This window comes from Cupriavidus sp. 21MJTG02-4, from assembly GCF_057798975.1.
Map to the genome: position 1 here is coordinate 295,230 of NZ_JBYOJP010000003.1, position 13,021 is coordinate 308,250.

A 13,021-nucleotide genomic window follows, 5' to 3' on the forward strand; every position below is an offset into this window, starting at 1 on the left:
TGAGAGATACGGGGAGTCGCCAATGGATCACAAGACTGTCGCGTCGAAGGCTTCGACCGGGATACCCGGTCTCGACGAAATTCTTGGCGGCGGATTTTCCCGCGGACATGCGTTCCTGCTGGAGGGAAGTCCCGGCACGGGCAAGACGACGATCGGCCTGCAGTTTCTGCTCGCGGAACCGAACGACGCGGCGCTGTACCTGACGTTGTCGGAAACCGAACTGGAATTGCGGGAAGGCGCAAGTTCGCACGGATGGCTGCTCGGCGACAACATCACGATCTTCGAACTGGTCCCGCCAGAAAGCCTGTTAAGTGCGGAGCAGCAGCAGAGCCTGCTTCATTCGTATGATCTCGAACTCGGCGAGACCACCAGGCAGATATTCGAAGCCTTCGAGAAGGTGCGCCCCGCAAGGGTGGTGCTGGACAGTTTGTCGGAGATACGACTGCTGGCACAAAGTTCCTTGCGCTACCGGCGACAGATTCTGGCCCTCAAGCATTACTTTTCACGTCAGGGCGCAACCGTGCTGCTGCTTGACGACCTGACCGCCGAGTCGATGGACAAGACGGTCCACAGCGTTGCGCACGGGGTCGTCAATCTCGAACAACTGGCCCCGGAGTACGGATCCGAACGCCGGCGCTTGCGCGTCTCGAAATATCGCGGCCAGGCATTCCGCGGGGGCTATCACGATTTCACCATCAGGCCCGGAGGCGTCACGGTTTTTCCGCGTCTTGTCGCCGCGGAACATCGCACCGAGTTCGCGCGCACGCAGATGAAGTCCGAGATACCGGAGCTTGATGCCTTGCTGGGCGGAGGCCTGGAACAAGGCTCCAGCGCGCTGATCCTTGGGCCGGCAGGCACCGGCAAGAGTACCTTCGTGTTCCAGTTCATTGCGGCCGCCGTTCGCCGCGGCGAGCGCGCGGCGGTCTTTGTATTCGATGAAGAGCTTGGCCTGCTGTTCGAGCGCACCCGCGCCGTGGGTATCGACCTGCAAAGCATGCAGGCGTCGGGCGCACTGCATATCGAGCAACTCGACGCGGCCGAGCTTTCCCCCGGCGAGTTCTCCCATCGCGTGCGGGAGCGGGTGGATTTTGCGCATGCGAAAACCGTGGCCATCGACAGCCTTAACGGCTACCAGGCTGCGATGCCCGAGGAACGCGCGCTCGTCCTGCACATACACGAACTCCTGCAGTACCTGAACCGGCAAGGCGCCACGACGTTCCTCACGGTGGCGCAACACGGCCTGGTCGGGGACATGAAAGCCCCGGTCGACGTCACCTACCTGGCCGACACAGTGATCCTGCTTCGCTACTTCGAAGCCTTCGGGAAGGTGCGCCGCGCCGTGTCCGTGGTCAAGAAGCGCACCGGCGCCCACGAATCCACGATTCGCGAGTTTGGCATCAGCGCCGCAGGGCTGCACCTGGGCGGTCCGCTGGAGCACTTCCATGGCGTGCTGAGCGGGGTGCCAAGCTTCGTCGGCGAACGCGGGCCTCTGCTCGCGACGGAGCGGGAACGCAATGCCTGACGGGTCGCAAACCATGCATCGCGCGTTGGTCGTGGCGCCGCTGGGACGCGATGGCGCCATCCTGCTTTCGCTGCTGCATGACGTGGGCGTCAGCGCGCAGTCGCTCCCCGACCTGGCGTCCTGTGAAAGCCATCTCGATGACGACGTGTGCTTTTGCGTCATTACCGAAGAAGCCCTCCTTCAATCGCCGCATCGTGGCCCGCTCCGATGGCTGGCCGCCCAACCGAGCTGGTCGGACCTGCCATTCATCGTACTGGCCCATTCGCAGGGCAGCGCGCACCGCATCGACATTGCGTCCCACATCTGCACCCTCCTCGGCAACGTGACATTCGTCGAGCGCCCCTTCCATCCGACGACCTTTGTAAGCGTCGCGCGCACCGCGGTGAAGACGCGTCTGCGCCAATACGAGGCGCGCGCCCGTATTGAAGAACTGAAGGAGGGCGAGCAGCGCTTGCGCACCGCGCTCTCGGCGGGACAACTGGGATCCTGGGAACTTGACCTGGAACGTTGGACGCTGACGGCTTCCGATGTCTGCAAGGCCATGTTCGGACGTGCCCCCGCGTCCCTCTTTCGCTACCCGGACTTGCTGGCGAGCGTCCATGCGGAAGACCGTCCGGCGATGCGGGACGCCGTCCGAAAGAGCGTGGAGACCGGTGCCGAGTATTCGACCGAGCACCGGGTCGTGTGGCCGGATGGATCGATCCATTGGGTCGAGATGCGCGCGAGGCGCGTGCCGACCACCACGGCGACGGGCTCATCCTATCGGCTGGTGGGCGTCTCGCGCGACATCACCAGCAGCAAGACCGCGCAGCAGACCCTCAAGCTGCTGAACAGCAGCCTGGAAGCCCGTGTGGCGGAGCGCACGGCTGCGCTCGAGCAAGCGCACCAAAAAATCCTGGAGGAAATTGCCCAGCGCGAACGAACGGAGGAATTGCTGCGGCAATCCCAGAAAATGGAAATGCTGGGACAGCTGACCGGTGGTATCGCGCATGACTTCAACAATCTGCTGATGGCGGTGCTCGGCAACCTGGAGCTCCTTCGCAAGCAGGTTCCGGCGAATGCCCGCGTGACGCGCCTGATCGACGGCGCGATTCACGGCACGAACCGCGGTGCCGAGCTGACCCAGCGCTTGCTGGCGTTCGCCCGGCGGCAAGACCTGACCATCGGGCCCGTTGACGTCGGGAAACTCCTTGGCGGCATGCATGCGCTGATCGAGCGTTCGGCCGGCCCCGGCATCGAACTGGTCACCGCGCTATCGCCAGACATGCCCATGGCATTGATCGACGCGAATCAACTGGAGCTGGCCATTCTCAACCTGGTCGTCAACGCGCGCGACGCCATGCCCAGCGGCGGCATGCTGACGATCCGTTCTACGGTCGTGGACGCGCCCGCGGCGGCCGATCTTGCTGCCGGAAGATATATTTGCCTGAGCGTCACCGATAACGGCGCAGGCATGGACGCCGCCACGCTGGCGCGGGCCACCGAACCTTTCTTTTCGACCAAGGAGATCGGCAAGGGCACCGGCCTGGGACTCTCCATGGTCCATGGGCTCGCGCGGCAGCTGAAAGGCACGCTACGCCTCAGGAGCGAACCGGGACGGGGAACCAGCGCCGAATTGTGGTTGCCCGTGACGGACAAGGCCGAGAGCGTTGCGACAGTCGCGGAGGCTGCCGGGGACACGCAGGGCGTGAAAGGCTTGACGATTCTCGTCGTCGACGACGACCCGCTGGTGTGTGCAAGTACTGCCGCCCTGCTGGAAGACCTGGGACACATCGTCATCGAGGCGGAAACGGGTGCGCAGGCAATCGATATCCTGCGTGCAGGCACTCCCGTCGATCTCCTCATCACGGACTATTCGATGCCCGGCATGAACGGTGTCGAGTTGGTCAGGGCCGCCCGGGAGCTATCACCGGGCTTGCCGGCATTTCTCGCGACCGGCTATGCAGAAGCACTGGCCGACACCGCGCCGGAGCTGCCGAAACTGCGAAAGCCTTATCGGCAATCTCAGGTCTCTGCCCAGATCGCGGAACGCTTCGGGTCTCGTGCGCAGACTGTCTCTTCTACGGACGGGAAGCGGCGCTCAATCATTCTCGTGGTCGACGATGACCGCATCGTCCGCGAAAGCACGGCCGCGATGCTGGAGGACCTTGGATTCGACACGATCGAAATGGAATCCGGCGAGGATGCGCTCGACCTCTTGCGCACCGGCCACGCCGTGGACCTGATCATCGCGGACTACTCGATGGGCGGGATGACCGGCACCGAACTGGCGCGATCGGCCAGGACGATCCTCTCCGACTTGCCAGTCCTGATTACGACCGGTTACGGAGACATACCCGTTCACAAGGATGACGCGAAGCTGCCGATGCTGCGCAAACCCTATGGCCCCTCGCAGGTCATGGGAGAGATCGAAAAAATTCTCGGCTCGCGTCGGCCGCTTGCGTGATCGGCCGGCAACGGCGCCATGATGGCCCGCCCGCGCACGCCACCTCACAAACGGTTACAACCCCGCACGCGTGGAACCCCTATGCTCTCGTCCGCAAGCGGCCAGCGGTGGCCAATGCATGACGGAGCAAACTCAATGGGCAGGATCGGGGTACTGGGCCTGGTGGCGTCTGCAGCGACGCTGTTGTGTGCTGGCGGGAATGCCTTCGGCCAGCAGGTCGTGGGCGGCATGGGCGAGCCCGTGCATGTCGGCGCGTTCGGTACGCATGCCGATAGCCCCCTGGCGGTCCGCAATCCGGCGACAAAACCATCGGCCAAGGCGCGGCGCCCACGCAATGCCGGGATGACGGGCGCCGGGATGACGGGCGCGCCTGCGCGGCAAGCGACACCCACCTTGCCGGGAAGACATCTGCGCTAGCCAGGGACGGCACGAAGCCGTCGCAGGCAGCCGCCGATGCCCTCGCGATGCATCAAGCCGCGGGTTTAGCCGTGGTGGTCTTCGTCGTGATGGTTGTGATGACTGTCATGGTGGTGATGATGATGGTGGCGGTTCCACTCGTCACGTTCCCACCAGCGATGACCATCCCAATAGCGGTCGCCGTGCCAGCCCGCACGCGTGCCGGCTGCGATGGTGCTGGGCTGCGCATGGTAGACCGGAGCCGGCTCGACATAGACCGGAGCCCCCCGGTCATCCACATAGTCGCGCGCCAGCGCGGTCGTGGTGGCGGCCGCTGCAAGCACGCCGAGAGTCAGGCAAGTCGCGTAGCGTCGGATCATGATTTACCTCCGTGGAAGACGAATCAGTATCTTCAATCTACGGCGTGAATCCCGCCCGCCATCTGCCATGGCGGCTGAAAGCCTTGTCGGTGCCTGTCCGATATCGCGACACGCAGCCGAGGCGGCCGCGACACGCTTGCAAATTTTTCCGATTCGCAGGGCGGGCGCTGGTTGAAGGATTCATCGCTACAACCAAAGTGCCCCCCGCAACGCCTGGGGCAAGCACCGCGCTATTGCTGCCTAGCCGGGAAACAGCGCCATCTGGCCGGTCAGCAGCGTTTCGAAATCATCATCGAGGAACGGCAGGATCGCGTCGGCAATCGGCTGAAGCTGCTTTGCAACGTAGTGGCTGTAGTCGATCGGCGCTGAGCGCGCTTCGAGCGGCTCCGGCCCGGCTACGGTCATCACATAGCTGATCCAGCCGCCACGCTGGTATTGCAGCGGGCGGCCGTGGCGCTCGTTATAGGCATCGGCCATGCGCGCGGCACGGACGTGCGGCGGCACGTTGCGCTGGTAGTCGTCGAGCTTGCGGCGCAGGCGCTTGCGATAGACCAGCTGCTCGTCAAGCTCGCCAGCCAGCGTGCGGCGCACGATGTCCCGCACGTAGTCCTGGTAGGGCTCGCGGTTGAAGATCTTTTCATAGAGCGTCTGCTGGAACTGCTGGGCGAGCGGCGACCAGTCCGTGCGCACGGTCTCCAGTCCCTTGAACACCATCTCCGCCCGGCCATCCGGCCGCTGCACCTGCCCTGCATAACGCTTCTTGCTGCCCAGGTCCGTGCCGCGGATCTTCGGCATCAGGAAACGCCGGTAGTGCGTTTCGAACTGCAGCTCCAGCGCGCTGTCCAGGCCATGGGCCTGCGCCAGGTGCTCGCGCCACCAGTCGTTGACGTGGGCGACCAGGCTGCGGCCGATCTGTGCGGCGTCGGCCTCGGTGCGCGCGCGGCGCAGCCAGACGAAGGTGGAATCCGTGTCGCCATAGATGACCTCGTAGCCGCGGGCCTCGATCAGCGCCCGGGTCTGCTGCATGATCTCGTGCCCGCGCATCGTGATCGACGAGGCAAGCCGTGGATCGAAGAAGCGGCAGCCGCTCGACCCGAGCACGCCATAGAACGCGTTCATGATGATCTTGAGCGCCTGCGAGAGCGGCTTGTTGCCGTCACGCTTGGCGATGTCCCGGCCTTGCCAGACTCTGGAGACGATCGCCGGCAGGCAGTGCTTCGTGCGGGAAAAGCGCGCCCCCCGGAACCCGGCCACGGAGTCGGCATCGTCCGGATGCGCCAGCCCTTCCACCAGCCCGATGGGGTCGATCAGGAAGGTGCGGATGATGGACGGATAGAGGCTCTTGTAGTCCAGCACCAGCACCGATTCATACAGGCCGGGACGCGAATCCATGACAAAGCCGCCGGGACTGGCCTCCGGCGCCTTCTCGCCGAGGTTCGGCGCGACATAGCCCTGGCGGTGCATCAGCGGCATGTACAGGTGCGTGAAGGCCGCCACCGACCCGCCGCTGCGGTCCACTGGCAGGCCCGTCACGGTGGCGCGCTCCAGCAGGAACGTCAGCAGCTCCGTTTGCGCGAAGATGCGCGTCACCAGTTCGCAGTCGCGCAGGTTGTAGCGCGCCAGGGCCGGCTTGTCGTGCTCGAACATGCGGTCGATGGCATCCATGCGGTCATACGGGTTGTCGACCGCCTTGCCTTCGCCCAGCAACGCCTGCGCCACCGATTCGAGGCTGAACGACGGAAAGCTCCAGGTCGCGGAGCGCAGCGCCTCGATGCCGTCGATGATCAGGCGCCCGGCGGCGCCCGCGAAATAATGCTGCTGGCTGGTGTGTTCGCGCCATTCCATTTCCGCGCCGCCACGGCCAAGGCGCAGGGGAACTTGCAATTGGCGCGCATGCTCCTGCAGCACGCGCAAGTCGAACTGCACCAGGTTCCAGCCGATGATCGCGTCGGGATCATGGCGGGCCACCCACGCGTTCAGCCTTTCGAGCAAGGCCTGCCGTGTAGGGCAATATTCGAGCGCGAAGTCGACCTCCGCGGGGGCCGGCGGTGCCGCGCCGAGCATATAGACCTGGCGCTGGCCGCAGCCTTCGAGCGCAATCGAATAGAGATCGCCGAACGCGTTGGTTTCGATGTCGAGCGAGACCACGCGCAGCGTCGGCCGGTAGTCCGGTGCGGGCTTCATCTGCGCGTTGCACAGCACGCCGCTGCTGTCGGCTTCGCCGGCGTAGGACACCGGCGCGGTGATGAAGCGCTCCATCAGGTAGCGCTCATGCGGCCGGATATCGGCTTCGAAGACATCCACGCCCGCATCGCGCAGCGCGCGGCTGTGCTGGCCAAGTTGCCGGTACTGGCGGCAGTAAAGGCCCAGGACGGGCCTGCGCTGGAAATCCCGGAGCCCGAGCGTGCGCAGCTCGGCCTGGCCATCGCCGTGCAGCATCGCCTCGGCGCGCTCGCGCTGCGCCTCGGGGACGAACGCAATGGCCGGCTGCGGCGGCAGGCGCAGCAGGCGCGGTCCGTCGTCGGTTGCCAGCCAGATCTCGACCTCCGTTCCAGCCGGCGTATCCCGCCAATGTCGGGTCAGGATAAAACCCTGTTGAAGTGCCACGCCGCAAACCTTAAGAACCGCTCCCGGCAGGATTCTAGCGGAGAGACGGACCCGGAACCGATCAGGCGCGGAACAGCATCGCCAGCCGCACCAGGTCCACGACGCGGCTGCACTGCATCTTGGCCTTCAGGCTGGCAATCTGCTTGCGGACGGTGTGCTCGGAAACCGAGTTCGCCGCCGCGACCTCCAGCGGCGCGCATCCGCCCACCAGTGCGGCCAGCACGCGCGCCTCGGCCCTGGTAATGCCGAACTCTGCAACCAGGCAGGACAGGTCAAGCGTCTGGCCCGCGGTGTTCCGGCGCAGCCGGATCAGCGCCAGCGGCTCGCCGACCATCTGCAGCTTGGCCGGAGCTGGCGCGATATCGAGCGACAGCGACTCTCCCGACGACAGCGCGACCGACGCGTGCGTGCGTGAGCGGGTCCGCATGGCCAGGCGCAGCTGATCGAGGACCTGCGCACTGACCGCGCCGTTCGGATGCGACAGGCGCCCGTGCCGGATGGTCAGGCCCTGCCGGCTGTCGAACAATGCACCGCACAACGGCGACATCCGCACCACCGTGCCACCCTGCGACACCAGGCACACCGCCTCGCCAAAGGCACCGAACGTCTCTTCCAGAACGTCGATGCTCTCCGCAATCAGGCCTTGCTTGGTGGCCAGCGCCGCCCGGAACGCACGGACATAAGTGCCGATGTCGCCACGGCCCAAGCGCTCGCGCGCGTCCGGCTCGATCGACGCCCGCTGGAAGCTCATGGCGGTCATGCGCGAGCCATTGCGCTCGAGCAGCAGCGCCAGGATCTGGCGCTGGGCGTTTGGTCGCAGGTAATCGTTGTGGAACGCCGAACGCAGCAGCGTCGCGCGCGGAATCGCCTCGTTGCTGTCGATCCAGGCGCCAACGTCCTGGTTCGCGGCCACATGCGTCAGCAAGTCGTGCCTGTGGAAATGCTCTTCGTATGCCTTCAGCGTGGTGTCGGCCAGCCCGACATGGCTGACATGCATGAGATCGCGGACCCCATCGACCATGAGGAACGAGCCGGAATCGGCGCCGATCAGGTCGCGGGTGGCCGTCAGGATATCGGCCCACGGCGGCGCGGCCTCCGCAATGCAGGCCACCGCCTCCATGGCCCGGTGAAAATGGATAGACGAAGGCACGTAATTCCCCTCCCTGTGCCTGATGACTCATTTGTTTGCCTGCTGAGCGACAGCTCATCTGCAGCAGTGCAGAGGCGGTGACAAATCTTGTCACTTCTTGGAACGACGAGTGGCAAAATTTGTCCTGCCATCCCATCAAGACCGAGCCTCAATGCAGCGAGCGAGGGTCTTCAGCCAACTTGAGCGCTTATCTGGCCGTGAACTCGATGCTGATGTCTTTGGACTCGCCAATTCCACGCGGTACGGCCAGTTCCTGCCATGTCCGTCTGGACTCGCTATCGACGCAGGGCGAGCCTACCAGCAAATATCGGCGCCCACTGGCAGTCACACCGATTCCGGTACGGCGGTTGAAAGACTCAATCGCAGTGCTCACCCTGTACTCCTGGTTTTCAAGGCAGTACCCCACGAAATGCTTTCGGCCAGAGCCTGTCTCGCGTATTCCCCACCGCACGAGTGTGACTACTGGGTGTGCGTCAACAGCCGCAATCGCCTTGTTCTTCATTGGGTGCCCTATCTCGGATTCACTGCGGACCATCCATGGCCACGAAGAATGCGGTGGTTTGATGCTGCCGCTTTAGTGCCGGAGGTCAAAAGTAGCCTTCGCGCACGTTTATGCAAAGGGCATGCCAAGTCCCAGGACGGTTTGTGATTTACTCCCCGAAGAACTGCTTATCCGACTATGCCCGCTTCAGCGGTCGGCAGTGGTGGGCTGAGGCCTGCGCTGCAACATTCCGTGCAGGTTTTTTTGTTATTAGTCCTGTCCGTCATCGCTTCCGATGACGCGGCGTTCAGAGCGATTTCATAAGCTTACGAGCAACCCGAATTCCTGGACAGAACCGAGGTGCGCGGTAAATAACCGACGCTCCGGCGAGCCGAATGTCGGGTAATGGCCGAAAGCTAGCCAACTCAGTCATTCACGGCCAACACGGCAACGAACGCAATAGCTTCTGCGAGAGTGGGCTAGGGACTCGCAGTCTGCCGCCACCGATACGGAGCCGCTGATGAATGCTGATCCCCTTCTGCGCACAACCTGGCGCCACGTTCTTGCCATTGGCGCACTGACATTCTGCGCTGCCGCACATGGCGAGCCGGCGGCAACGCCGGAACAGAAATTCCCGCCCGGCTACCTGGAAGCTTGCTCGACCGGATACGACAACGGTCAGGCCACCCACGAACCTGCTCCAGACAAGACGCAAGCCATGACCCCTGGTCCGGTGCTCCGAGCCTCACTGGTTGCCCACCCACCAACCCCGGGTTCTTCGCCAAACAAGGCCAAGACCGGGAAGTGACCAGGCGGATTTCAGGATAAAGAAGGGACATGCCGATCGCGTCGGCATGTCCCTTTTCCTATTCTTTTTCCTATTCTCCCACCACTCAGAAGATGTGCCGGATCCCCGTGGCTCATCTTGAGGCAGCGCATTGGCTGGAGCAGAATGGCATGCAATCTGCGAACGCTGCGGCGCCGATCTGCGCAAGGCGTTCCTTTAACGGGTATTCCAAATTTTCGCAAAGGAAGAACATGAGCACGCAAGGAAGCCCGATCCGTCCATCGCTGGCCGTCCACTCGCGCGAGAACGGCAAACTGGTGTCGGCACGCGAAGCCGTACGCCTGATCCGCGATGGCGATACCGTGGCGACCGGCGGCTTCGTCGGGATTGGCTTCGCCGAAGAAATCGCCATCGCCATCGAAGCGCTCTGCCTCGCGCAGGATGACGAGGCCCCGGTCAGCATGGCCAAGCCCCGCAACCTGACGCTGGTTTATGCCGCGGGGCAAGGCGACGGCAAGGACCGGGGCCTGAACCACCTGGCGCAGCCCGGCCTGGTGAAGCGCGTCATCGGCGGGCATTGGGGCCTGGTGCCAAAGCTGCAGCAGCTCGCGGTCGGCAACCAGATCGAGGCCTACAACCTGCCGCAAGGCGTGATTACCCACCTGTTCCGCGATATCGCGGCAGGAAAGCCGGGACATCTCTCGCGCGTCGGGCTGGGCACCTTCGTCGATCCGCGCTATGGCGGCGGCAAGCTCAACGAGCGTACGACCGAGGACCTGGTCGAACTGATGCGCATTGGTGACCAGGACTACCTTTTCTACAAGGCCTTTCCGATCAACGTGGCGATCGTGCGCGGCACCACCGCCGATCCGGACGGCAATATCACCATGGAGCGCGAAGCCCTGACGCTCGAAGCCCTGGCGATTGCCATGGCGGCGCACAACTGCGGCGGCCTGGTGATCGTGCAGGTGGAGCGCATCGCCGAACACGGCTCGCTCAATCCGCGCCAGGTGAAGATCCCCGGCGTGCTGGTGGACTGCGTGGTCCTGGCGCAACCCGAAAACCACCAGCAGACCTTTTCCACGGCCTACAACCCGGCGTTTTCCGGCGAGGTCCGCGTGCCGGTGAGCAGCGTGGCGCCGATGCCGATGAGCGAGCGCAAGATCATCGCGCGACGCGCCGCCATGGAACTCAAGCCGAACAGCGTGGTAAACCTCGGCATCGGCATGCCGGAAGGCATTTCGAGCATCGCCAACGAGGAAAGGATCCTCGACCTGATGACGCTCACCGCGGAGCCCGGCGTGATCGGCGGCATCCCTGCCGGAGGGCTCAACTTTGGCGCGGCGACCAATCCGGACGCGATCATCGACCAACCCTACCAGTTCGATTTCTATGATGGCGGCGGCCTCGATCTCGCCTTCCTGGGGCTGGCGCAGGCCGATCGCCTGGGCAACCTGAACGTATCGAGGTTCGGGCCGCGCCTGGCCGGCGCCGGGGGCTTTATCAACATCAGCCAGAATGCGAAGAAGGTGGTTTTTGTCGGCACCTTCATGGCAGGCGGCAGCGAGATCGCGGTGGTCGATGGCAAGCTGCAGATTCATCGCGATGGCATCGCCAGGAAGTTCGTCGAGGAAGTCGAACATCGCACGTTCTCAGGCCCGCATGCAGCCGCGTCCGGCAAGCCGGTGCTCTATATCACCGAGCGTTGCGTATTCGAGCTGACCGCGCAGGGCCTGGAACTCATCGAGATTGCGCCCGGCGTCGACCTGGAGCGCGACATCCTTGCGAAGATGGATTTCACGCCGATCGTGCGCTCGCCCGCCCTGATGGATGCGCGGATCTTCAGCCCCGAACCGATGGGACTGCGCGCGGACGTGTTGCGCCTGCCGCTGGAAGCACGCGTCGACTACGATCCGGACAAGAACATCCTGTTCCTGAACTTCGAGCAACTCGAGGTGAAGCGCGCCGAGGACATCGCCGCGATCCGCACGCAGGTATGCCGCGTCTGCGAGCCGCTGGGCCACAGGGTCTATACCGTCGTCAACTACGAAGGTTTCGTGCTTGACCGCGGCGTGGAGGATGCCTACGTGGAAATGATCGATGAAATGGTGCAGCGCTTTTATATGGGGGTCACCCGCTTCACCACCAGCGCCTTCATGCGCGCCAAGCTCGGCGACACGCTCGCCCGCCGCGGGCTGGCGCCCTATGTCTACGAAACCGAGGCCGAGGCGCAGGCGTCCTTGCGCGACCAGTCGGCCTGACGACTGCCCAAGCCGGCGGGCCGGGGCTGATCGCGGCGGGAGCACAGCAACTGGTCCCAGTCGGCCTCAGTAATGCCGGATATCCAGCTGTCGTGTGTCGCCTTGGGCAACACCAGCAACGTGGACGGCCCCTGCACGGCGAGTTCCTTCTGCAGTGCGAATCCGGCTTGAGGGCCAACCAGCTCGTCCTGGCCTGCGACCAGCACCGACGAACGCCCATGGTATTGCCTGAGCGCGGCGGCGGAATCAAACGGGGATTTCAATAGCAGGCCGACCGGGATAAACCACATGATCCGAGCCGCGGTCTCGCGCAGGCTGTGGAACGGCGTGATCAGCACCAGCTCTTCTATGCTGGCGGGCATGGCCGCGGCCACCTGCGCCGCCACGCCACTCCCCAGGGACTCGCCGACCAGCGTCACCGGGCCGGGCCAACGCCGGGACACCTCGCCCATCAACGCCAACGCAGCGGGAACAATCGTGGCCTGCGACGGATTTCCGGGGTTGGGGCCAAACCCGGGATACTCGGCCAGAACCAGGCGGTACCCGCGGTTGTTGAAAACCCTGGCGAGGCTGAGCCGCTCCAGGGCATTGCCGTCGTTCCCGTGGAAGAAAAGGGCTGTTTTCGTCGAGGCGTCAACGACAGGCGGCTCCACGACTATCGCGTTCACGCCGGGAATGATCTGGGCGCCGGCATGGGCGACCTGTTCCCGCCACAAGGACGCCTCGCTCGTGACCGGGAAGTAGATGAAGCGGTCCTGGCGCACATACATCCACACCAGGAGCAGGCAATAGCCGAGCACGGCAATGTGCAGCGTGTTTCTCAATGTCAGCCGAACTTGCATGGTGAGCCCCTGCAAACGTGAGACACAGCACTGTGGGCGCCCGCGCAAAGCGAAAAGAAGCTCCGAACGGCCGGCCCATGGGCGATGGTACGCCGTCAACATCGTTGATGGGACATCCGGGCTGCAATTCGGGCCGCCGGACCCGCGAC

The 13,021-nt window shown here is 64.2% G+C and carries 9 protein-coding genes; 4 read left to right on the forward strand and 5 right to left on the reverse strand.

What is annotated here, in order from left to right; all coding sequences use genetic code 11:
• The first annotated feature begins 22 nt into the window (after positions 1 to 22).
• Together AC3FKH_RS07725 and AC3FKH_RS07730 are read left to right on the forward strand one after the other, a co-directional pair.
• A complete protein-coding gene (locus AC3FKH_RS07725) occupies positions 23 to 1,522 on the forward strand; it encodes an ATPase domain-containing protein (RefSeq protein WP_488674339.1) in 1,500 nt (499 codons plus the stop codon).
• Positions 1,515 to 3,968, forward strand: a complete 2,454-nt coding sequence (locus AC3FKH_RS07730; protein ID WP_488674341.1) for a response regulator — start codon at positions 1,515 to 1,517, stop codon at positions 3,966 to 3,968. Before AC3FKH_RS07725 ends, AC3FKH_RS07730 begins: the two co-directional genes overlap by 8 nt.
• A gap of 132 nt (positions 3,969 to 4,100) precedes the next feature.
• Here AC3FKH_RS07730 and AC3FKH_RS07735 read toward each other — a convergent pair whose 3' ends face one another.
• The 4 genes from AC3FKH_RS07735 to AC3FKH_RS07750 all read right to left on the reverse strand — a co-directional run bounded on the left by AC3FKH_RS07735 (position 4,101) and on the right by AC3FKH_RS07750 (position 8,501).
• On the reverse strand, positions 4,101 to 4,235 hold the full coding sequence (locus AC3FKH_RS07735; RefSeq protein ID WP_488674342.1) for a hypothetical protein: 135 nt from the start codon (positions 4,233 to 4,235) through the stop codon (positions 4,101 to 4,103).
• A gap of 215 nt (positions 4,236 to 4,450) precedes the next feature.
• Positions 4,451 to 4,744, reverse strand: a complete 294-nt coding sequence (locus tag AC3FKH_RS07740) for a hypothetical protein (RefSeq protein WP_488674344.1) — start codon at positions 4,742 to 4,744, stop codon at positions 4,451 to 4,453.
• A 240-nt stretch (positions 4,745 to 4,984) separates the two neighbouring features.
• The gene (locus tag AC3FKH_RS07745; RefSeq protein WP_488674346.1) at positions 4,985 to 7,351 is read right to left on the reverse strand and encodes a DNA polymerase II; all 2,367 of its coding nucleotides are present in this window, start codon (positions 7,349 to 7,351) and stop codon (positions 4,985 to 4,987) included.
• A gap of 61 nt (positions 7,352 to 7,412) precedes the next feature.
• Positions 7,413 to 8,501, reverse strand: coding sequence for a helix-turn-helix transcriptional regulator (locus AC3FKH_RS07750; RefSeq protein ID WP_488674348.1), 1,089 nt, complete (start codon positions 8,499 to 8,501; stop codon positions 7,413 to 7,415).
• A 1,001-nt stretch (positions 8,502 to 9,502) separates the two neighbouring features.
• Between AC3FKH_RS07750 and AC3FKH_RS07755 the strand changes: the two genes are divergently transcribed.
• Entirely contained in the window at positions 9,503 to 9,790 is a 288-nt protein-coding gene (locus AC3FKH_RS07755; RefSeq protein ID WP_488674350.1) for a hypothetical protein, read from the forward strand.
• Between the two features lie 230 nt (positions 9,791 to 10,020).
• Positions 10,021 to 12,030, forward strand: a complete 2,010-nt coding sequence (locus AC3FKH_RS07760; RefSeq protein ID WP_488674352.1) for an acyl CoA:acetate/3-ketoacid CoA transferase — start codon at positions 10,021 to 10,023, stop codon at positions 12,028 to 12,030.
• On the opposite strand, the gene AC3FKH_RS07765 is transcribed toward AC3FKH_RS07760, so the two are convergent.
• Complete coding sequence (locus AC3FKH_RS07765; RefSeq protein WP_488674354.1) at positions 11,979 to 12,872, reverse strand: alpha/beta fold hydrolase; 894 nt, start codon at positions 12,870 to 12,872, stop codon at positions 11,979 to 11,981. The two genes, AC3FKH_RS07760 and AC3FKH_RS07765, sit on opposite strands and share 52 nt — an antisense overlap.
• Positions 12,873 to 13,021: the final 149 nt, after the last annotated feature.